Annotated in this window: 23 protein-coding genes and 1 tRNA gene; 16 read left to right on the top strand and 8 right to left on the bottom strand. The window is 36.0% G+C overall.

Annotated elements, in window-relative coordinates; translation table 11 throughout:
* Position 1: 1 nt before the first annotated feature.
* The 4 genes from ACMA47_RS02700 (at position 2) to ACMA47_RS02715 (ending at position 3764) form a co-directional block, all read left to right on the top strand.
* Positions 2-412: a DUF2000 family protein gene (locus tag ACMA47_RS02700; RefSeq protein ID WP_413928571.1), complete on the top strand. Its 411-nt coding sequence runs from the start codon at positions 2-4 to the stop codon at positions 410-412.
* A gap of 12 nt (positions 413-424) precedes the next feature.
* A complete protein-coding gene (locus ACMA47_RS02705; RefSeq protein ID WP_413928572.1) occupies positions 425-826 on the top strand; it encodes a PaaI family thioesterase in 402 nt (133 codons plus the stop codon).
* A 283-nt stretch (positions 827-1109) separates the two neighbouring features.
* A complete protein-coding gene (locus tag ACMA47_RS02710; protein ID WP_407846086.1) occupies positions 1110-2249 on the top strand; it encodes a vWA domain-containing protein in 1140 nt (379 codons plus the stop codon).
* Between the two features lie 60 nt (positions 2250-2309).
* Positions 2310-3764: a sigma 54-interacting transcriptional regulator gene (locus tag ACMA47_RS02715; protein WP_413928573.1), complete on the top strand. Its 1455-nt coding sequence runs from the start codon at positions 2310-2312 to the stop codon at positions 3762-3764.
* A 152-nt stretch (positions 3765-3916) separates the two neighbouring features.
* Here ACMA47_RS02715 and ACMA47_RS02720 read toward each other — a convergent pair whose 3' ends face one another.
* Complete coding sequence (locus ACMA47_RS02720; RefSeq protein WP_413928574.1) at positions 3917-4324, bottom strand: YybH family protein; 408 nt, start codon at positions 4322-4324, stop codon at positions 3917-3919.
* A complete protein-coding gene (locus ACMA47_RS02725) occupies positions 4324-4572 on the bottom strand; it encodes a hypothetical protein (protein WP_034698843.1) in 249 nt (82 codons plus the stop codon). The genes ACMA47_RS02720 and ACMA47_RS02725 overlap by 1 nt, the downstream gene beginning before the upstream one ends.
* A gap of 163 nt (positions 4573-4735) precedes the next feature.
* Here ACMA47_RS02725 and ACMA47_RS02730 point away from each other — a divergent pair, with 163 nt between their 5' ends.
* From ACMA47_RS02730 to arsB, 7 genes are all read left to right on the top strand, one after another.
* Positions 4736-5560: an AraC family transcriptional regulator gene (locus ACMA47_RS02730; protein ID WP_413928575.1), complete on the top strand. Its 825-nt coding sequence runs from the start codon at positions 4736-4738 to the stop codon at positions 5558-5560.
* A gap of 69 nt (positions 5561-5629) precedes the next feature.
* Positions 5630-6751, top strand: coding sequence for an agmatine deiminase family protein (locus ACMA47_RS02735; protein WP_413928576.1), 1122 nt, complete (start codon positions 5630-5632; stop codon positions 6749-6751).
* Between the two features lie 126 nt (positions 6752-6877).
* On the top strand, positions 6878-7819 hold the full coding sequence (locus tag ACMA47_RS02740; protein WP_413928577.1) for a 3',5'-cyclic-nucleotide phosphodiesterase: 942 nt from the start codon (positions 6878-6880) through the stop codon (positions 7817-7819).
* 181 nt (positions 7820-8000) lie between these two features.
* Entirely contained in the window at positions 8001-8330 is a 330-nt protein-coding gene (locus ACMA47_RS02745) for an ArsR/SmtB family transcription factor (RefSeq protein ID WP_413928578.1), read from the top strand.
* A gap of 76 nt (positions 8331-8406) precedes the next feature.
* On the top strand, positions 8407-8880 hold the full coding sequence (locus tag ACMA47_RS02750) for a DUF6428 family protein (RefSeq protein WP_413928579.1): 474 nt from the start codon (positions 8407-8409) through the stop codon (positions 8878-8880).
* Between the two features lie 19 nt (positions 8881-8899).
* Positions 8900-9511 (top strand): low molecular weight phosphatase family protein, encoded by a 612-nt coding sequence (locus tag ACMA47_RS02755; protein WP_413928580.1) that lies wholly within the window; start codon positions 8900-8902, stop codon positions 9509-9511.
* A 2-nt stretch (positions 9512-9513) separates the two neighbouring features.
* Entirely contained in the window at positions 9514-10545 is a 1032-nt protein-coding gene (gene arsB, locus ACMA47_RS02760; RefSeq protein ID WP_413928581.1) for an ACR3 family arsenite efflux transporter, read from the top strand.
* 237 nt (positions 10546-10782) lie between these two features.
* On the opposite strand, the gene ACMA47_RS02765 is transcribed toward arsB, so the two are convergent.
* Complete coding sequence (locus ACMA47_RS02765) at positions 10783-12378, bottom strand: tail fiber domain-containing protein (RefSeq protein WP_413928582.1); 1596 nt, start codon at positions 12376-12378, stop codon at positions 10783-10785.
* A 376-nt stretch (positions 12379-12754) separates the two neighbouring features.
* Here ACMA47_RS02765 and ACMA47_RS02770 point away from each other — a divergent pair, with 376 nt between their 5' ends.
* The 3 genes from ACMA47_RS02770 (at position 12755) to ACMA47_RS02780 (ending at position 15352) form a co-directional block, all read left to right on the top strand.
* A complete protein-coding gene (locus ACMA47_RS02770; RefSeq protein ID WP_413928583.1) occupies positions 12755-13543 on the top strand; it encodes a PhzF family phenazine biosynthesis protein in 789 nt (262 codons plus the stop codon).
* A gap of 27 nt (positions 13544-13570) precedes the next feature.
* A complete protein-coding gene (locus tag ACMA47_RS02775; protein ID WP_413928584.1) occupies positions 13571-14221 on the top strand; it encodes a lysoplasmalogenase in 651 nt (216 codons plus the stop codon).
* Between the two features lie 276 nt (positions 14222-14497).
* Positions 14498-15352 carry a GLPGLI family protein gene (locus ACMA47_RS02780; RefSeq protein WP_413928585.1) on the top strand — a complete coding sequence of 285 codons (855 nt, stop codon included), beginning with the start codon at positions 14498-14500 and terminating at the stop codon, positions 15350-15352.
* A gap of 4 nt (positions 15353-15356) precedes the next feature.
* Here ACMA47_RS02780 and ACMA47_RS02785 read toward each other — a convergent pair whose 3' ends face one another.
* From ACMA47_RS02785 to ACMA47_RS02795, 3 genes are all read right to left on the bottom strand, one after another.
* Positions 15357-15878, bottom strand: coding sequence for an AAA family ATPase (locus tag ACMA47_RS02785; RefSeq protein WP_413928586.1), 522 nt, complete (start codon positions 15876-15878; stop codon positions 15357-15359).
* A gap of 132 nt (positions 15879-16010) precedes the next feature.
* Positions 16011-16095: transfer RNA gene (locus ACMA47_RS02790), tRNA-Ser, on the bottom strand.
* A 164-nt stretch (positions 16096-16259) separates the two neighbouring features.
* Positions 16260-18074 (bottom strand): hypothetical protein, encoded by a 1815-nt coding sequence (locus ACMA47_RS02795; RefSeq protein ID WP_413928587.1) that lies wholly within the window; start codon positions 18072-18074, stop codon positions 16260-16262.
* 146 nt (positions 18075-18220) lie between these two features.
* Between ACMA47_RS02795 and ACMA47_RS02800 the strand changes: the two genes are divergently transcribed.
* Positions 18221-18583 (top strand): helix-turn-helix domain-containing protein, encoded by a 363-nt coding sequence (locus ACMA47_RS02800; RefSeq protein WP_413928588.1) that lies wholly within the window; start codon positions 18221-18223, stop codon positions 18581-18583.
* Positions 18584-18654: 71 nt separating this feature from the next.
* Here the strand turns inward: ACMA47_RS02800 and ACMA47_RS02805 are convergent, their stop codons facing one another.
* The gene (locus ACMA47_RS02805; RefSeq protein WP_034697565.1) at positions 18655-18867 is read right to left on the bottom strand and encodes a hypothetical protein; all 213 of its coding nucleotides are present in this window, start codon (positions 18865-18867) and stop codon (positions 18655-18657) included.
* 198 nt (positions 18868-19065) lie between these two features.
* Here ACMA47_RS02805 and ACMA47_RS02810 point away from each other — a divergent pair, with 198 nt between their 5' ends.
* Positions 19066-19917 (top strand): hypothetical protein, encoded by an 852-nt coding sequence (locus ACMA47_RS02810; protein WP_413928589.1) that lies wholly within the window; start codon positions 19066-19068, stop codon positions 19915-19917.
* Positions 19918-20149: 232 nt separating this feature from the next.
* On the opposite strand, the gene ACMA47_RS02815 is transcribed toward ACMA47_RS02810, so the two are convergent.
* Positions 20150-20527, bottom strand: coding sequence for a VOC family protein (locus ACMA47_RS02815; RefSeq protein WP_034697564.1), 378 nt, complete (start codon positions 20525-20527; stop codon positions 20150-20152).
* Between the last annotated feature and the right edge of the window lie 5 nt (positions 20528-20532).

Genomic DNA, 20532 nt, shown 5'->3' on the forward strand with positions numbered 1-20532 from the left:
TATGTACGATAAAAAAGTAGCCATTGTCATTAAAGATGATCTCTTGCCATGGCAAAAACTGAATGTTGTTTCTTTTCTGGCGGGAAGCATTGCTATTGAATTTCCGGAAACTCATGGTGAAAAATTTGTCACCGCTGATCATGAGGAATTTTTAGCTTTTATAAAACATCCTACCCTCATCTATAAAGCAGACAATACAGAAAAACTTCAGCGGGCATTCCGTCGTTCAAGAGACCGTGAACTGTCCATTGGAGTTTATACCCAACAGCTTTTTGCCACCCGCTCCGGTGAGGAAAATGTTCTTGAGATTGCAAAACATCCTGCGGATCATCTGGATCTTGTTGGTATTATCGTGTATGGAGAAAACAAAAAAGTAGATAAAGCGCTGGATGGATTAAAATTTCATGAATAAAAACCAATCATTATGTACGATAGAATAAAACAAAGCTTTGACAAACAGGGAATCATGAAAACGATTGGTGCCCAATTAGAAGAAGTTCAGCAGGGACAGGTGAAAATTACCTGCAAATTTTCTGAAAACCTGACCCAACACAACGGCTTTTTTCATGCAGGCGTTCTGACAACTATTGTAGACAGCGCCTGCGGATATGCAGCTCTAACCACAATGCCTGAAAATGCCAATGTATTGACTGTTGAGTTCAAAGTTAATTTTATGAAACCAGCCACTACGGATAAGCTTGTTGCCATTGGAAAAGTTCTCCAGGCAGGTAGAACGCTTACCATCTGTGAAGGATATGTCTATGATCAAAAAGAGGAAAAGCTCATTGCAAAAATGACCGCAACCATGATTGCTATTCATTCATAAAACAAATTTTCTCCCATAACATTTAAAATGCACAAATAAAGATTTGTGCATTTTTCAGTATAAATAAATGATATAGAATGTTTTTTAACCCTATCAAAACAGCAGACTATTATATTCTTATTCCATATCACCATCATTAGTATTTTCTATTTTTCTAAGGAAATCTTGCCATGATATTTTCCTAACTTTTCAGTTTGAAACGAAATAAAGAATACTTCAGACAATTCATTACATTTTCTGAAATATTCAATAGCAAATAACTGCAAAACCTCTTTATCATCTTATGACAGATAAAAATTTTAATCCCGGAAAAGGATTTATATTCAGTAAACATGTGCCGGAGGAATTATCACATTTTGACCGCGTCTTTGATGTTTTCAAAGATTTGCTTACCCACACCTCCGGAGATATTGAAGAAGCTTTCGAGTGGCTGGACATGCTTGATCAGGAATATGATATTTTCAGTGATGAATACACCCTTCAGGATTTTGAAGAAGATCTGAAAAAACGAGGCTACATCAGGGAAGAAGATCCTGAAGAAGGCAACACAGGAAGTGGAAAAGGTAAAAATATATTAACTCCGAAGCTTGAAGCTGCGCTTCGTGAATACGCACTGGATCAGATTTTTGGAAAACTGAAGAAAAACGGAGCAGGAAATCACCGGACCAACAAAACAGGAATCGGCGATGAAAGAGATGGAGAAAACCGTTCCTTCCAATACGGAGATGATCTTGCTGCCGTGAATATGACGGAAAGCTTGAAAAATGCACAGATCAACAACGGAATCTCAGACCTTCGCCTGACAGAAGAAGACCTCATCGTAGAAGAAACCAAACATAAGGCCCAAATGAGTACCGTTCTGATGATCGACATCAGCCACTCGATGATCCTGTACGGTGAAGACCGGATTACGCCAGCCAAAAAAGTTGCCATGGCACTCGTGGAATTGATCAAACGTAAATATCCGAAAGATTCCATTGATATCATTGTTTTTGGAAACGAAGCCTGGCCCATTAAGATCAAAGACCTTCCCTATCTGAAAGTAGGCCCTTATCATACCAATACCGTAGCCGGACTTGAGCTGGCCATGGATATTCTCCGCAGAAAAAGAAATACCAACAAACAGATTTTTATGATCACCGATGGAAAACCCAGCTGCATTCAGCTTCCTAGCGGTGAGTTCTATATGAATAGCTTTGGCCTGGATGAAAAAATTGTTAACCAATGTTTCAACAGAGCAGCACAGGCAAGAAAACTGAAAATTCCTATCACCACCTTCATGATTGCTCAGGATCCTTATCTACGTCAGTTTGTGGAAGAATTCACAGCTCAAAACAAAGGAAAAGCATTCCTGACTGGATTATCAGGCTTAGGACAGATGATTTTTGAAGATTACGAGAAAAACAGAATAAGAAGAATATAAAGATCAGATTTTAAATCATTTAACATAAAAACCTGATCCGACAAATAGTATTACAAGACAATGAAAAACGATATTACATTCAAAGAATTAAAAAAATCCGGCTATACTCATAAAACAATTAATGAGGAAATCCAAGCCAATTTAATTGCAAGAATTAAAGCTAAAGAACCTGTATTTGAAGGACTTTGGGGCTATGAAGACACGGTAGTTCCTCAATTGAAAAAAGCCATTCTTGCCGGTCACCACATCAATTTATTGGGACTGCGCGGCCAGGCAAAAACCAGGATTGCAAGAAGCATGGTTAATCTGCTTGATGAATATATGCCCATTGTAAAAGGATCCGAAATTAATGACAGTCCTTTTCACCCGATCTCAAAATTTGCCAAAGATCTGCTTGCTGAATTAGGAGATGAAACTCCAATTTCGTGGGTACACCGCTCTCATCGTTTCTATGAAAAACTGGCTACTCCAGACGTAAATGTTGCAGATTTAATTGGTGATATAGACCCTATCAAAGCGGCTACGTTGAAACTACCCTATTCTGATGAACGTGTTTTACATTACGGAATGATTCCACGTGCCAACCGTTCTATTTTTGTTTTAAACGAATTGCCGGATCTTCAGGCCAGAATCCAGGTTTCCCTGTTTAATATTTTGCAGGAAGGAGATATTCAGATCCGGGGATTCCAGCTGAGAATGCCGCTTGACATTCAGTTTGTTTTCACAGCCAATCCTGAAGATTATACCAACAGAGGAAGTATTGTAACCCCGCTGAAAGACAGAATCGGATCTCAGATCTTCACCCATTATCCAAAAACTATTGCTCTTGCAAGACAGATTACGGAGCAGGAAGCATTGATTTCGGCTGAAGATAAAGCTCAGATTCAGATTCCTGATCTTGCGAAAGATCTTTTGGAAGAGGTTGCTTTTGCAGCACGTATCAGCGAATATGTGGATGCAAAAAGCGGTGTCAGTGCACGTCTTACCATCAGCGCGATGGAAAACTTAATCGCAGCAGCCAAACTGCGCCTGATTGAATCCGGTGCAGAAAGAACCACTGTACGTCTGCTTGATTTTATGTCGATCATTCCATCGATCACAGGGAAAATTGAACTGGTCTATGAAGGAGAGCAGGAAGGAGCAGATTATGTAGCCAAAATCTTAATTGATAAAGCCGTCATCACCCAATTTGAAAGTCTGTTCCCTCGTATTTCAAAACTGGAAAAAGAAGGAATCAAAACACCATACACAGAACTGATCAGATGGTTCAACAAAAATCATTTAGAACTGAACTACAATGATACGGATGAAGAATTTTATGCTAAACTTGATAAGATAGAACCTCTGACAACTGTAGTGGAAGAAAATGCTTCCAAATTGAGCAAAGAAGACCAGAATTTCTGCAAAGAACTGGTGCTTTGGGCATTAACCATCAGCAATAAAATTGACAAATCTGAAAATCAGAATGCATTCACTTTTGATTCTCCCGGGATTGGCCAATTCTTACGTAACTAAAAATCAGTAAAATAATATAAAAGTAAAACCTTCAGTTCAGCTGAAGGTTTTTTATTTGTTTCTGAAAGACTTTATCCCCACCCTTGTCAAGGTTTAGAAATCAGAAATCAAAAGTCTTATAAATTTGATTATGAATACGATTATTTTAGATTTTATACCAGATTGTCATTTTTAAGTACAGCAGAACCGAAAGGATTGTCCACCAACCATAACCACTCTCCTTCTTCATTTCTTTTCATGATACAGGATGTATTGCCTGTCATATGAATAGAATGTCCATCCGGAGCAGTTCCCGTTATTTCCCACTGATCCTGCCACATCGCCAGATCATTTACAACAGTGATATGCGGAGTTTCACCTTGAATATCCAGTTGTAAGCGGCAAATCTCATTCATTGCCCTTTCTATCTGCTCGAGTCCCCTCCACTCTCTTCCATCACGGTCTATGTAGACTGCTTCAGGATGAAAACAGCTTAATGCTCCTTTTACATCTCCGCTTCTGATGCAATACCGAAAATAGGCTACCGCACCAGTTTCTGTTTTTCTGTTAAACTCCTGCATTACTTCACATTTCTGGCGTCCATTTCTCTTTTCAAACCTTTCTTACCTTTATTCCAGCTATTGGCTACAAAAAAAGCAAGAAGTATCGGTAAGAAAGTAGTGAAACTGATCCCTTTGGTTATAGTACTGTAAATAGCAATTCCAGCCAATACTCCCAGGATGATAGCATTCACAACATTTCTGGCTTCAATAGTTCTTTTTTTCTCTATCAGCTCCTGATCGGTTAATTCTGACAAATCTTTTTCCATATTTAATAGTAATTTCTTGGTTTTTTGTTTTAAAACGGTAAAATTCATTTTTTTTAAATCTATTTTTACCGAAAGCTAAAATACAATATTGTCAAGATATTTTTTTATTTCTTTTATTTGTAATTTATTTCATACCACCAGTTTCGGAAAAATTTCAATGCTTATGGAAGACAACCTGAATTGTATTTACAGAGTTATCAATTTCATGGAAAAGAATTACGATCAGCCTGTTTCTGTAAAGGAACTGGAAGACATTTCTCATTATTCTTACCGGAATATCCAGCGCATTTTCAAGTACAGCTGCGGAGAGACAATAGGTGCTTTCCAGCAAAGATTAAAAGTAGAAAATGCTTATAAACGGATTCTTTATACTCAGGAAAATCTTACCTCCATTGCCATTGAAGTAGGTTTTGCCAATATCGCTTCTTTTTCCAAAGCCTTTAAACAACATTTTGGGATTTCTCCTAAAGCTGCAAGACAAAGTAAAGAACAGCTCCTTTGTGGAGATGCAATCATTCCTGTTACCTCAGAGGTCTTGCTGGAGCCCGAAATTGTATATCTAAAGCCTGTACAGGTATATTATCAGAGCATTAACACCTATTATAACAATGAAGAAATTGAAGTGCTGTGGGAAAAGTTCATGGAAAATGATTTCCCTGACTCCGGAATAGAATATTTTGGAGTTATAGCCGATGAACCATTAATAAAAACTGAAATCAACTGCCGCTATGATGCATGCTCATCTGTTCAATCCGGAAATAAAAAGCTTCCTTCAAAAATGATATTCGGGGGAAAATATGCCCGTTTTACCCATCATGGAAGCTATGAAACAATAGACGACACCTATACAAAGATCTATTCCCGCTGGATTTTTAATTCAGGTCTTGAGTTTTCACACACTCCAATCATTGAAAAGTATGAAAATCATGCTGAAAATGAAGACGACCAGGAAAAACAGCTGACCTATATTTTATTGCCATTGAAGTAAGTTGTCAATTTGGGACAACTTTCAAAACTTTTGCTGATCTAATTTTGCCCTGTTAAAAATAGATCAATTATGCAAAAAAAGAAAATCATGTTCCTGTTATTACCCGCTCTTCTACTTTCCTGTTCTCAAACAGATCCTATAGAGAATCCGGATACAGTGAACCCTGCAACAGCTCTTTATAAAATGCCGGAAGAGTCTGCAACCCATGAAGGAACCTGGCTTCAGTGGCCACACCAGTATCAATACGGAACGACCTACCGAAACCGTCTGGATGCCACCTGGGTAGCCATGACCAAAGAACTTGTACAGAGTGAAAAAGTTCACATTATTGCTTATGACGGTGCAGAAAAGAATCGTATTGTAGGGTTACTCAACACTGCAGGAGTTCCTCTTACCAATATTAACTTCAAAATTTATCCGACAGACGATTTCTGGGTAAGAGATAATGGTCCTATTTATGTAAAAGACCAGAACGGACAGTTGTTTATTCAGGATTGGGGATTTAACGGTTGGGGAAATAAGGCAGATTACAGCAAATGTAACGCAATTCCATCTAAAATATCAGCAGATACGAATATTCCAAAAATCAATCTTAATTCAGTCATGATCAATGAAGGAGGAAGTGTGGAAATTGACGGAAACGGAGTGTTGATGGCTTGTAAAAGTTCTATCCTGAATAATAACAGAAATCCGGGAATGACACAACAACAGGCAGAAGCCATATTTACTAAAAACCTCGGAGTAACCAAATTTATATGGCTGAATGGAAAAGCCGGTCTGGATATAACCGACATGCACATCGATGGGTTTGCCCGATTTGCCAATTCATCTACCATTATCACAATGAATCCTGACGATCTTGCCTACTGGCAGGTTCCCAATGGAGATATTGATAAACTGTATGATGCAACCACAAAAACCGGAGCTGCCTATCAGTTTGTAAAAGTGCCTTTAACAAGAAATGATGTGATCACTACTTACGGGAAAAATGTAGGTCGTGCTTCATACATCAATTATTATATTGCCAATAACCGTGTATTGGTTCCTAATTATAATGACCCGAATGATGCAGTTGCCAACAATATTATCCAACAGCTCTATCCTGGCAAACAGGTAGTTGGAATTGATTGTCGTAACTTATTCGCTAATGGAGGAATGGTGCATTGCGTCACCCAGCAACAACCTCAATAAAATAATAGTCAAAATAAAGCCTGCTCATTTTCAGCAGGCTTTACTGATTCAGAGATTCTGTCATCAAAAAATAGCGTAAATTTGCTCTGTCCATCCCGAAAAAGATGGTTTTCTATTATACGTATTATGAAAAAAACAGCACTTTCTTTATTGGTTCTTCTGAATATTGTTTGCCAGGCACAGAATTTTGATGTAATTCCCTTAGGAATCTATGGTGGTGAGCAGGAAGACAATTTATCAGCCTATCTGGTAGGCGCTCCAAAAGACAATGCATTTCTCTGCCTTGATGCCGGTACCGTAAATGCCGGAATCCGAAAAGCGATTGAGCTGAAAAGTCTTGAAGGATCAGCAGAAACGGTTTTAAAGGATCAGATCAAAGGATATTTTGTATCCCATGGCCATCTCGATCATTTATCAGGCCTTATCATCAATTCTCCGGCTGATTCTAAGAAAGATATTTTCGCCATAGCTCCTGTGATTCAAATTTTACAGAATCATTACTTTATTACAGATACCTGGATCAATTTTGCAGATCAGGGACAGAAACCTATCCTTGGAAAATACCATTATAATGAGTTGCAGGCAGGAACTGAAATTCCCGCACCTAAAACACCATTTTTTATAACAGGTTACGAATTGAGCCACGTAAATCCTTACAAAAGTAGTGCTGCATTGGTAAGAAGAGATGATCACTACCTGCTTTATCTGGGAGATACAGGTGCTGACCGTATAGAAAAATCTGACCGTCTGGATCAACTTTGGAATATGGCAGCTCCTCTTGTTAAAAAAAGACAGCTCAATACGATATTAATTGAAGTTTCTTTCCCCAACAGTCAGCCAGAACATCTTCTGTTCGGACACCTTACTCCTAATCTGCTGAATGAGGAATTGAGCAAGCTCAAAGAAAAGACGGGACAAAGCAGCCTTGAGGGTCTCAATATCGTGGTTACTCACAGAAAGCCTACAGGCGATAATCCTGAGCTTATCAAAAAGGAATTATTGAAAAACAATCCTTTAAAAGTAAATTACATTTTCCCTGAACAAGGCAAAAAAATTAGTTTACCCTAACAATAACTTAAAAGATGAAGCCTGTTTCTGCTTCATCTTTTTTATTTCAGATATCACCAACGATCTAATTAAACTTTAAATAAATGAAAATCAATAATTTAAATATTAAAAATTAAAATTATGAAGTTTTTTTATTGTTTAATTAATTTATCATCGTAATATTGCAATATAAAATAATATCATGGGCGTTACTAAAACAGAAATCTATACTGACGAGCAGAATAAGCTGGCTTCTCTGCTTAAAGTTTTGGGACATCCGGCAAGAATCGCTATTTTACAGTATATCATTAATCAAAAAGCATGTATCTGTAATGATCTTGTTGAAGAACTTGGATTGGCTCAGGCAACGATCTCTCAACATTTAAAAGAGCTGAAGAATATAGGAATCATCAAAGGTTCCATTGAAGGAAAATCTGTATGCTACTGCATTAATGAAAACAACTGGAAACAGTTTCAAAATGAATTCAACCTGTTTTTTAATCAGGATGTTAGTATAAAACAATGCTGTTAAGGCATTTTTTTTGAATCAATATATCGTAATATTGCAATATAACACTATTAATTATAACACTAAATTTTAATCTACTATGAGACTATCAGAAATTAAAGAAATTCTCCCTACTCTGGAAAATGTTGAATTTCAATTGGAAAACGGACATTTTGTTCCTGAACATTTCCATGTAACAGAAGTGGGACAGATTATAAAAAACTTCATCGATTGCGGCGGAGTCATCAGAAATGAAAAAGTGGTCAACTTCCAGCTTTGGGATGCCGATGATTACGAACACCGTCTGAAACCTGGGAAACTGCTTCATATCATTCAGCTTTCTGAAGAAAAGCTCGAGATAGGAGATACCGAAATTGAAGTTGAATACCAGGGAGAAACCATTGGAAAATATGATCTGGAATTTAACGGAAAAAACTTCGTACTGAAAAATAAAACAACAGCCTGCCTTGCCCGGGAAGCCTGCGGAATTCCTTCCGAAAAACAAAAGAAAAATCTGTCTGAACTATCTGTAAACCCAACATCAGCCTGCACTCCGGGATCAGGATGCTGCTAATTAATTTTATTAAAATATTATGTATCAAGAATTATTAAATACGGTTCAATCACTGAAATGGGACACTATAGATACCGATAGAAAAGAGGTTTTGAAACCGTTGATCTGCTTTATCCAGCAAAAAGTGGATGATAGCCAAGAAATCAACCTGAATTTTATCTGTACCCACAATTCCCGACGAAGCCATCTGGCACAGGTTTGGGCACAGGCAGCAGCTTCTTTCTTTACCATTCCGCAAGTCCATTGCTATTCCGGAGGAACGGAAACAACGGCATTATTTCCTAAAATCGCGGAAGTTTTAGCAGAACAAGGCTTTTCAATTTTCAGCATTGCAGATACGACCAATCCTGTCTATGCTGTAAAATATGATGATAACAGCCTTCCGATAATTGGCTTTTCAAAAAAATATGACAGTCCGTTCAATCCTGTATCCGGCTTTGCAGCAATTATGACCTGTTCGCAGGCAGATGGCGGATGTCCTTTTATTGCCGGTGCAGAAAAAAGAATCCCGATTACGTTTGAAGATCCCAAGATTTCAGATAATACTCCGGAACAGACAGCTGTTTATGCTGAAAGAAGCTTACAAATTGCAGCAGAAATGTTCTATGTTTTTTCTAAAATCAAAAAATAATCATGCAACCCAAATTAAAATTTCTTGACCGCTATCTTACCTTATGGATCTTTCTGGCTATGGGGATAGGGATTGCTTTGGGACATTTTTTCCCTGCTATTCCTGGTTTCATCAATTCGCAGTCTGTAGGGACCACCAATATTCCTCTGGCTATTGGGCTCATTCTGATGATGTATCCGCCATTGGCTAAGGTTGACTATACCCTTCTGCCGTTGGTTTTTAAAGATAAAAAAGTAATCGGCATTTCTTTATTGCTCAACTGGATTATTGGCCCGGTTCTGATGTTTGCTCTTGCCATCCTTTTTTTAAGACATGAACCGGATTATATGTCAGGCTTAATCCTCATTGGACTGGCCAGATGTATTGCCATGGTTATTGTCTGGAATGATCTCGCCAAAGGTAACAGAGAATATGCAGCATTATTGGTGGCTTTAAACAGCATCTTTCAGGTGTTCACTTACAGTTTTCTGGTTTGGCTGTTTATCAATGTACTGCCTACTCAACTTGGCCTGGCAAGCTTTAATGTGAATGTTTCTATGAGGGATATCACAGAAAGCGTATTGATTTATCTGGGAATTCCTTTTCTGGCAGGTTTTCTTACCCGCTATTTTCTGATTAAATCAAAAGGCGCAGACTGGTACAACAGAAAATTCGTGCCTAAGATATCTCCTGTGACATTGTATGCCTTGTTATTTACCATCGTACTGATGTTTAGCTTAAAAGGTTCCAAAATACTGGAATTACCTATGGATGTCATTAAGGTAGCCATCCCATTGGTGATCTATTTTATTTTGATGTTTTTTGTAAGTTTTATCATCAACAAAGCATTAAAAATCCCTTATGATAAAAATGCATCTATAGCCTTTACGGCTACCGGAAATAATTTTGAACTGGCAATTGCTGTGGCCATCTCAGTCTTTGGTATTCATTCATCACAGGCATTTGTAGGAGTTATTGGTCCATTGGTAGAGGTTCCGGTGTTGATACTTCTCGTAAAAGCAAGTTTATTTATGAAAAAGAAATGGTATCATTAATAAGCTGAATATATTTCAATTTATAAAATACAAAAGCCTGCAGATAGCAGGCTTTTGCGACGTATAGGAAAATAAAAAATTTGGAAATTTTAAACCCTAAATCCCGGAATATTTTAATAAAAACCGAGGGAATGCTTTATTAAAATAGTTTTCCAACAGGATAAGATATTCTTTTTAGTGTGTGTTCTTAGAATCGGAAATGCAATACCTTTAAGTCCAAAATATTGTACCTGTGTATTACAATCCTAATTTCTTTTTGATGGCTTCCATTTCTGCTTCCATCTTTTTGATTTTGGTTTTCTGTCTTTCTATCTCAGCCTGCTGATCCTGAATGGCTTTTGTAAGGGCAGGTACAAGTGAAGCATAATCGACAGCCCAGGCTTCTTTGGTATCATCTTTTGGTTTATAGACGGCTTCAGGAATTACTTTATAAAGGTCCTGTGCGAGAAATCCTATTTTATGCTGAGTCTTCTGTGCAGGATTCACAGCTGGTTTACCTTCCTTAATCTGATTATTGGCAGACAGCTCGTATTGTTTCGGCTGCAATGCCATAATGGAAGTAAGACCATACCCTATTTCTTTAACCTGAGTTTTTAAACGCATGTCCGAAGTATTGACAAAACCACCTGCAGCACTCACCAGTCCGTTACCATCAATTGTCACTTTTGTGCTTCCGTTATAACTATATTTGAACCCTTCCGCCCCAAGATAAATCTGGGTTACAGAGCCATTCAACGTGTTGTAGCCGCTTAAATCAAGATGTCCTTTGGTGGCCGCCACTTTATTTCCGCCAATACCGCTAACTTCCGGTCTGTTCATATTGATATCTCCATTACCATCAATGTCAAGCATACTGCTAACGCTGTTGCTATAATAGTATCTAAGACCTGTAGTACCCACCGTTACCTGAGCAAATGCAGGATTATTACTATTTCCTTTTAAAGTAAGAAGACCATTGAAAGCGTTCACTGAATTACCTGCAGCCCCAAACGCAGTAATATCACCGTCTCCATTGAAGTTAAGCTTTCTGTCTCCATTAAAAAGATAATCTCCTCCATTGGCCTGGCTGAGCTTCAACTGGGCAACATTATTATTTCCCGCTATCGTTAGCGCTCCTCCTATATTGTTTATGATTCCCGCATTAGCTCCACCTTCTGTTGTTTTGGTAGAAGAGTTCAGGAACATATCCATAGAACTTCCAACATCATTAGTGAGCCTTAAAAGAGCGGAAGCATTAGTCCCGGAATTCGTATTGCTGATGGATGTCAGTCCCACACCATCTACATTGCTTCTGAAATACAAAGCTTTGTCCAAATAATCAATTGCTGTATTCTGTAAAAGTGTACCGCCAAGTCTCACATCCTGTCCTACAGCTGTAAGTCCGTTGCTTGCCGTTACATTGGCACTTCCTGAGATATCCCATGTAGAAGCAGCTCCCGTAAGACCAGTACTGATCAGCTGAAGGCTCTGATTAGGACCTACTGCCATACTTGCATTACCATTAATTGTTTCTGAAGCTGCAGGAGTTATTATAATGGTAAAAGCCGTATTATTCCTGATCGTATACATACGGCCTTTGAAGTTACCTGCACCGGATATCCCTGCTGGCAAAGTAAAAACAGCATTCGTAGTTCCGTTATACGAGATATGAAAATCCGCAGAAGTCATTGTATAAGCTGCGGAAGTAACAGCGCTGTATTTTGCAGCTAAAGATCCGTTAATATCCAGTGTTGAACCTGGTTGAGCAGTATTGATTCCAACACTTTGAGCAGACACAATACCATAAGAGAGCAAAGCCACTGCTACTGATAATGTAGTAAAGTTTTTAAACATTATTATTTGATTATGAGTTATTAATGAAGTGAAGAAATCTTAGGAAAAACAATTGCAGATTCAGAGCCTTTTCAAGACATTGAAGACTTCAGTCATGGGTCTTCCCGAAAGACTTGAATGAAGAAAATCATGATTATATTTTTTCATTGTTTCCCGTTTTTATTTAGTACAAAGCTAAATTTTCACAACTCCTTTTTGAAAAAATAGATGTAAAGAAATTTCCATTTGAATGTGGAAAAATTATTACAAAACAGGACCGTAAAAAGTCATTATTTATTTGTATAAAAATAGAATCCGAAATAATTTTTTCAGGAATATCAGGGAGCTTCATGATGAAAATGAATTATCTTTATATTTCACAAAATTTTTACAACCTATGAAGTTAGAATTATATCAGATAGATGCTTTTACAGAATCTATTTTCCATGGAAATCCGGCTTGTGTTGTTCCATTAAAAAATTGGTTACCCGATGAAATCCTTTTAAAAATAGCCCGTGAAAATGCTGTAGCAGAAACCGCTTTCTTTATTGACAATGGAAATCGTGTTCATCTGAGATGGTTTACCCCGGAAATAGAGATGGATTTATGTGGGCATGCGACTCTTGCTACTGTTCATTGTCTTATGTCCATCTTACACTATCCGGGTGATAGAATTATTTTTGAAACAAAAAGTGGTGAATTAACGGTAGATGTTAAAGATGGGATGTATTATATGGATTTTCCGTCAAGAATGCCCGAAGCCTCTACTCTTCCGGATATTATATCCAGATCGCTCAATATACAGCCTAAGGAAGTCTTAAAAGCAAGAGACTATGTGCTGGTATACGATTCTGAAGACGATGTAAAAAATATCCGCATTGAAAGGTCCATTTTTGATCTTATCAATCTGGATCCGGGCGGTGTTATCGTGACAGCAACAGGCACTGATTGTGATTTTGTTTCAAGATATTTTACCTCGCAGTCTTCTATTCTTGAAGATCCGGTAACCGGCTCTGCGCACTGCTCACTCATCCCGTTCTGGGCATCAAGATTAGGAAAAGAGAAGCTTTTCGCCCGCCAGATCTCTGAAAGAGGTGGACAGCTCTATTGTGAGAACAAAAATGAGAGGGTAATTGTGGCAGGGAAAGCCAAAACATACTCTGTGGGATATTTCTGGGTAGAGTAAGAGAATACAATATAAAAAAATAGTACCATGATAAAATCTGTCAATATCAAATTGTTATTAGTCCTTCTTGCCATTATTTTTGCATTTGATTTAGTATTTATAGCTATCGATCATAGTTCCTGGCGGTTTTTTACCAAGCCACTGTTGTTGCCTATTATTATCTGGTTGTATTTTACTTATTCTAAACAAAATGTATTTCGGATCAACCAATGGTTTTTGTCTGGATTAATTTTGAGTTTTTTGGGTGATGTGTTTTTGTTATTTGAATGGGGATTTATGCCCGGTTTGGGCAGCTTTTTGTTGGCTCATATTTGTTACATCATTTATTTTTTTAAGATTAAAAAGAAAAATGTATGGAGTTGGCTTCCCTTTGTTTTTCTATATTTAGGCTCATTTATTTACTATATATATCCTTATTTAAACGAAATGAAGATACCCGTGGTGATTTACGGAATTACCATTGCTACGATGCTGTATTTTAGTATCCGTACTTATTCTTCATTGTTAATCCTGGGAGCTATTTTGTTTGTAATATCAGATTCTGTATTGGCCATTAATATGTTTGTACAGCATAGTATTGGGAAAGAACTTGTTGTGATGATTACTTATGTTTTAGCCCAATTGATGTTGATGTTGGGAGTGATTGATATTGAAAAAAAGAACAGAATTATTCGATAAAGTAGAAGACTTATGAAAAGAAAAGATAACCGATTTTTTTCATAGTATTGGGCTATTCTGTCCATTGGATTTTACTGATCCTGTTACTTATTTTATTCCTGTGTTTATCTTGTTGATAATTAGATTAGCATTTGATTACTGTTATAGTTTTTACAATAGCATTCGCTGATGTTCATGGAAATACAAACTATCTACTTTTAGAAACATTGCTTATATTTGAATCGTCTCGATAGCCATCGATTTATTTTAAAAATGACAGTTATTCAAAATAGAAAAATGAAAATCATCATTACTCTTTTCCTTTTTATCTCCGGAATTTTATTTTCTCAAAATCAAAGATTTGTCTATGAATATTCATTTAAGATGGATACATTAAACAAGGATAAGGTGGAAAAGGAGATTATGAATCTTGATATCACTAAAAAAGGATCTTATTTTTACAGCGCTTTGCTGATTGTGAGGGATTCTCTTTTCAATGCAGAGATGGAAAAAGGGAAAATTTCAAATACTTTCACTATTGATTTCAGGAGTATCAAACAACCGAAAGTCAATTTCAGAATTACCAAAACATATCCAGGCCTGGAAACGGTATACCACACCTCGCTTAATGCCAGTAATGTTGCAGTGAAAGAGTTGAATACAATCAGCTGGACCGTTTTTCCTGAAACAAAAAATATCGAAGGTTTTAAAGCTCAGAAAGCCGCCACTCATTTCGGAGGAAGAAACTGGATTGCATGGTTTACCAATGATGTTCAGATTCAGGATGGACCTTATAAATTCTGTGGCCTGCCCGGCTTGATTTTAAACATTCAGGATGAAGATGAAACACACATTTTCAATTTAGTCGGAAGCCAGAAGCTTAAGGATGGTTTTTCGCTTATTGATGCTAAAACGGCAGAAGTTTTCTTAACAAAGGAAAGGTTTAATCAACTTTGGAATGAATATGTGCAAGATCCTGCTAAAAATATCAGGCTAATGCATGCATCTTCCGAAATGTCTGAAACCATCATGTTCGATTCTAATACCAAAAGTCCCTTGACGAAACAAGAGCTGATCAGAAACAAAGAAACACGGGCAAAAGAATTTTTGAAACGATTCAATAATTTTATAGAAAAGGACCTTTACAAATAAAGATCTATTCTTCCATATTGATTATTTTATCCAATACCTGCTTTTTTCTATTCTCTAAAGTTCCCGTTACTTCCAGAATCTCATTGCTAAAATCTCCCATCCAATCCTGCAAAATATCGTTTACTTTATATCTTAGATCAGGTAAATCCGATTCCTGACAGACGATTACATCAATTGGTTCTATGGGTACAAAAACCAAAAGATCAATCTCAGCAATTGATGCGGCCATTTCTTCGTAGAAAGCAGAAATATTCTCCTTTTTATTGATCGCATACATGTATGCCAACAGATCTAATGGGCAGCGGTCAAAAATCACGTTGTCATCACTATTCTCTATTTGTTCTAAAGAGAAATTGAATTGCTCAAGATAATCGTCAAATGTTGGTATTTCTGAAAACAAATATCCCTCCTCTTCAAGCTGTAAGTAAGGTTCATTTATAAACTCATAGTGAGTTAAACTTTCAGCTATTTCCTCCGCCAACGTTGTTTTTCCGACTCTATGAGAACCTGTAAAAGCTATCCGCATACTTTTAAGTTTTTAAAAAATTAAATTAGTTATTTTATTTCACTTAAAAATATAGTCTTGCTCCAATGATTTCTCTGGTAGTTTACAAAATAAAAAATCCTGTACGAATATCGTACAGGATTTACTTTTTTGCGGAGAGTGAGGGATTCGAACCCCCGGACCTGTTACAGTCAACAGTTTTCAAGACTGCCGCAATCGACCACTCTGCCAACTCTCCCTAAACTCCGGCTATACCGTTGTTTTCAGTGGTGCAAATATAGAACGATTTTTAATTTCTGCAAAACTTTTCTAACACAAATTTTAACAAAACTTAATAATAGACTAGAAATCAAGGGAATTATTTTCGATTAGTTTAATAATTTATTACTAGTATAATAATCGTTAAGGTTTGCAACATATATAAATATCTGTATTAACCTCATAACAACTCGAAATTAACGAAGAAACAAACCAAAGAATTTGAATAACTTCATTTTTCTCTTTAAAATCTTCTCCTCGTTTTAGCTTTTGTAACCTATCTTCAAGTTCTGATTTTGAAATAAAATTAATAACAATGTAAACTCTTTTATTAATATTTGGGTAAGTCTGTATAGTTTTAAAATATGCTATTGCATCAGAAGAAGTCTGTCCAGTTCTAATTCGTTGAATTTGAGTTTCAACTTTATTATTTACATATTTCATATTCCAAAAAGTTTCTTTTACTCCCCATTGATCAATAGAAGGACTTAAATTTCCTAAATTCTTTAACGCTTGACCAATAATATCCTGGAAATCAGATGCAGAAAAATTAGAATCTTTATATTTAGAATGAAAAAATGCTATTGAATCCTCATTCAATCCAATATGGTCTGCCCATTCTTTATAAAGGTCATCACAAATAAAATATGTATACTGACTTTGAAATTTGTTTTCAACAAATCCTAAAATGGAGTTACTATCAAAATTACTAGAAGTATCCATAAAGGTTCCTTTTTCACTGACCACATCATTAAGTTCTGAAAAAGGTATAAATATTTTAAGAAGAGAATCAATATTTCCAAGTAACCTATTATCTTTAAATAGTTTTCGATTACAATAAATTAATTCTGGCTTGTTAAAAGTAATTATATAACTTTTAGACCAGTTTAAAACGGAAAGAATAGGAAAACACAAATCATTTTCATATTCAATATATACTTTTGATAATTTTTTTGAACGAAGTCTAATTGATTTTGGATATAATACTAAAAATAAATCATTAATAACATTAGTTTTTACTCTATAACCATCTGCTAAGTTTTCAACTTCTAATAAATATTCAAATTTTTTTAAAATATTTAATAAATCAAACTCTATTATTAGATCTTCTTTTCCTTTTTTTTGTTTAATTTTTATATAAGCTCTTTGTATTTTATTTTCTTCATAATCTTTGTACAATTTGCTTAAAACAATTAAAACAGATGTTGGTATTAAGGATTCTTGGAATTTTGAATAATCAACAGCTTTTGCAAATGAAGATAAAAAACTAACCTTGGGTGTATAATCTTTAATCTTTTCAATTACAAAACCTGCCCAATTTAAAAAGCCTTCAAAATCATTTTTAGGTCCTAGCTGATTTATTCTTGATGAATTAAGAGAGAGTGCTACTTTTTGTTCTTCATTTCTAAGTCGTACATTATTTAAGGTATAATTCTGTAAACCAAAACTCGAAACATTCTCTTGTAAATTCGTTGATTCTAGGCTTTTTTGCCTTATTGCCCTATCAGATATATTCATGTTATCCATACTTACTTTTTCAAATGATGTATTTTCATCTGAAAATATAGAAGTCATCATTTCATAATCTAATGGCTCAAATAAATCAAGAAAATCATTAATTTTTGAAATGTTTCTTCTAGCAACAACAACATGACTCTCAAAATCAAATATACATATATAAGCTAATTTTGTTTCTTCCCAATTATCAACAGGTTTATCTATGAATGATGGCTTTTTAAGATATTTAAAAACTATAACAGAATAAAAAAGTTTTGTATTCCCATCTAAAGTCTTTTGCTGTTTCTCAATATTGATTAAAGGATTTCCTTTTTTTTCTTTAGCAGCATTACTAAGAGTTTCTTTTATTAATTTTTTTGACAAAAATCTAGCATCTTCTTTAATAAAAAAATAGGCATTCTCATGTAGTATAATATTCGCTAGTAATTCTGAATTTGTCATTTAATGTTATTTAGTTTAAAGAAAGCTAATATAAAAACATTAGAAATCAAACAAATACGGTTTCCCGTAATACAAAAATTTACAGCTGTAGTCACAAACACTCACATTTTTCACTACATTTGTAAAAACACAGGTATCCTATGACAATGGAAAAACTAAGAACTCTAAGAAAGCAGAAAGGCTATACTCAGCAACAGATTGCTGATCTTCTTGCCACCGATGTCTCCAACTACAGTAGAAAAGAAAATGGAGATGTCAGAATATTTGATGACGAATGGGAGAAACTGGCTAAAGCTTTAGATGTTCCTGTAGAAGATATCAAAGAAGAGAAAACATCTCAAATACAACACAATGACAAGCCTACACTTAATGATAATTCAAGTATTAATTACAATCAATACTGTAATATTCCAGAATATTTATTAGAAAACCAGCAGGAATACATTAATCTTCTGAAAGAGCAGATTAAAGCTTTAAAAGAAGAAAATGAAAAACTAAAAAAGGGATAATCACCTCCACATAAAGAACAAAAACGGCTTCCAATGGAAGTCGTTTTTATTTTATACCTGTAAAAAGCTACCTATTCCCGATCAACAATGGCAATAAAGCTGTTTTTTAAAAAATCAGACGGATATACAAACTGATCTCCATCTTCTCCCTTTACTACAATAGCACCCTGTTCATCATTGAGGCATTTGTCCAATTGGGTTTTCATGTCATTAAGTGCTCCATTAGGAACTTCGATGATATAAGTTCCGGTAACGTGGGTAACCTTTATGATTTTTGTTTCCATTTTATTTTTGATTTGAGGCTAAATTTAGGAATTTTACTTTAGGTATAAAGCCGTTTCAGGAAGAGATACGAACGGATGTACCGAAATACAACTTTCAGAGGGTAAAATACCATAAGTTTCTTGCCTAAAAGGGATACCCGTCAGTAATCAGAATAGAGTATATTTGTAGACATTAAAAACTAATAATACTATTTTCAGATGTTTACTCAATCCTTTATTAAAAACGCGGTTGTTACCGCCTCATTAGCCTTCTCTTCTATAGCTTTTGCCCAAAAAATGCCTATGTCTGTGCTTCCTTCCGGTCACCTCGTAGTGGGCGCTGAAGTGGATGGCAAAAAAGGAAATTTTATTTTTGATACCGGAGGAGGAATCAATCTTTTCCTGGGTAATTTTTCCAAAAACCTGGAGCCCAAAGAAACGTATAACTACCTGACCGCTTTCAGGGCAACCGGAGAAAAGATGACTATTCCTTTGTTCAAATCAAAAGAGATTATTTTTAACGGTAAAAAATTTAAAGATACCTGGTATTCCACTCATGATATGGAAATCAAAGGAATTGACGGTTTGATTTCCCTGCCCATGCTCTATGACACAGAATTCATCATTGATTATACCACGAAAGAACTGATCTTTCCTAAAGAAAAGCTGAACGGTAAGAAGGTGATGGACATTCAGCTGTCTACCAATGCAGACCAGTCTCTGGATATTACCACCTATGTTCTCTTGAACAACAAGTACAGGATCAATATTCTCTTGGATTCCGGATCAGGAAAAGATTCTTTCTGGCTGAATGAAAGCCTGATGAAAACGTTGGATATCAAAAAAGAAGGTCTGAATGTAGTTGAAAAGAAAAGCGAATTTAATCCCGATGTAACCACCAGGTTTTACAAAAGCGATATTGGCTCTATTTCTACCCCTTTTGCTACCGTAGAAAAACCTGCTGTGTTTTTTGTAGAAGGCCTTATTTATGAAGGCAAAACAAGTATCAACTGGCTGGGTAAAAAACTGGGATTCAATCTTAAGGAGAAGAAGATTTATATTTTGGATTAAAAATTACATCAATACAGTAAAACTGTCCTTCTGACGAAGGAAGAATCTCAGACATGAGTAAGATTCTTCCTTCGTCAGAAGGACAATGTGGAAAAGTGTGCTGAGAAAACAACCCCGTCAAAAATTCTTTGAATTTTCGCCACCCCTCCGGAGGATGGGAATCATTACGTCTTCACTTGTGATATATGTCGTAATATGGGTTCTCAGCAGTTTTTCAGGGAAATAATGCTGGCTACTCTCCTGCCGGTTCGAATAATTCAATTTTATTTCCTTCCGGATCCAGGATGTGTACAAACTTTCCGTATTCATACGTAGCAATTTCATCCAGAACGGTTACGCCTTCTTTCTTTAACTCTTCTACTAATGCTTCGATATTCTCTACATGATAATTGATCATAAATTCTTTAGCAGAAGGCTCAAAATACTGGGTAGATTCTTTAAAAGGGCTCCACAGCGTATATCCTTTCTTATCGGATTCTTCATCTTTCCAGTCGAATTTGGCGCCATATGGGCTCGTTGGTAATCCCAGATGGGTTTTATACCATTCATTTACCTGTTCCGGGTCTTTACACTTGAAGAAGATTCCTCCAATAGCGGTTACTCTTTTCATTTTTT

It is taken from the genome of Chryseobacterium sp. T20 (assembly GCF_047345655.1).
GTDB lineage: Bacteria > Bacteroidota > Bacteroidia > Flavobacteriales > Weeksellaceae > Chryseobacterium.

Coding starts and splice junctions, on each gene's coding strand:
- ACMA47_RS02700 (WP_413928571.1), top strand. CDS start 2: ATGTACGATAAAAAAGTAGCCATTGTCATTAAAGATGATCTCTTGCCA.
- ACMA47_RS02705 (WP_413928572.1), top strand. CDS start 425: ATGTACGATAGAATAAAACAAAGCTTTGACAAACAGGGAATCATGAAA.
- ACMA47_RS02710 (WP_407846086.1), top strand. CDS start 1,110: ATGACAGATAAAAATTTTAATCCCGGAAAAGGATTTATATTCAGTAAA.
- ACMA47_RS02715 (WP_413928573.1), top strand. CDS start 2,310: ATGAAAAACGATATTACATTCAAAGAATTAAAAAAATCCGGCTATACT.
- ACMA47_RS02720 (WP_413928574.1), bottom strand. CDS start 4,324: ATGCAGGAGTTTAACAGAAAAACAGAAACTGGTGCGGTAGCCTATTTT.
- ACMA47_RS02725 (WP_034698843.1), bottom strand. CDS start 4,572: ATGGAAAAAGATTTGTCAGAATTAACCGATCAGGAGCTGATAGAGAAA.
- ACMA47_RS02730 (WP_413928575.1), top strand. CDS start 4,736: ATGGAAGACAACCTGAATTGTATTTACAGAGTTATCAATTTCATGGAA.
- ACMA47_RS02735 (WP_413928576.1), top strand. CDS start 5,630: ATGCAAAAAAAGAAAATCATGTTCCTGTTATTACCCGCTCTTCTACTT.
- ACMA47_RS02740 (WP_413928577.1), top strand. CDS start 6,878: ATGAAAAAAACAGCACTTTCTTTATTGGTTCTTCTGAATATTGTTTGC.
- ACMA47_RS02745 (WP_413928578.1), top strand. CDS start 8,001: ATGGGCGTTACTAAAACAGAAATCTATACTGACGAGCAGAATAAGCTG.
- ACMA47_RS02750 (WP_413928579.1), top strand. CDS start 8,407: ATGAGACTATCAGAAATTAAAGAAATTCTCCCTACTCTGGAAAATGTT.
- ACMA47_RS02755 (WP_413928580.1), top strand. CDS start 8,900: ATGTATCAAGAATTATTAAATACGGTTCAATCACTGAAATGGGACACT.
- arsB (WP_413928581.1), top strand. CDS start 9,514: ATGCAACCCAAATTAAAATTTCTTGACCGCTATCTTACCTTATGGATC.
- ACMA47_RS02765 (WP_413928582.1), bottom strand. CDS start 12,378: ATGTTTAAAAACTTTACTACATTATCAGTAGCAGTGGCTTTGCTCTCT.
- ACMA47_RS02770 (WP_413928583.1), top strand. CDS start 12,755: ATGAAGTTAGAATTATATCAGATAGATGCTTTTACAGAATCTATTTTC.
- ACMA47_RS02775 (WP_413928584.1), top strand. CDS start 13,571: ATGATAAAATCTGTCAATATCAAATTGTTATTAGTCCTTCTTGCCATT.
- ACMA47_RS02780 (WP_413928585.1), top strand. CDS start 14,498: ATGAAAATCATCATTACTCTTTTCCTTTTTATCTCCGGAATTTTATTT.
- ACMA47_RS02785 (WP_413928586.1), bottom strand. CDS start 15,878: ATGCGGATAGCTTTTACAGGTTCTCATAGAGTCGGAAAAACAACGTTG.
- ACMA47_RS02795 (WP_413928587.1), bottom strand. CDS start 18,074: ATGACAAATTCAGAATTACTAGCGAATATTATACTACATGAGAATGCC.
- ACMA47_RS02800 (WP_413928588.1), top strand. CDS start 18,221: ATGGAAAAACTAAGAACTCTAAGAAAGCAGAAAGGCTATACTCAGCAA.
- ACMA47_RS02805 (WP_034697565.1), bottom strand. CDS start 18,867: ATGGAAACAAAAATCATAAAGGTTACCCACGTTACCGGAACTTATATC.
- ACMA47_RS02810 (WP_413928589.1), top strand. CDS start 19,066: ATGTTTACTCAATCCTTTATTAAAAACGCGGTTGTTACCGCCTCATTA.
- ACMA47_RS02815 (WP_034697564.1), bottom strand. CDS start 20,527: ATGAAAAGAGTAACCGCTATTGGAGGAATCTTCTTCAAGTGTAAAGAC.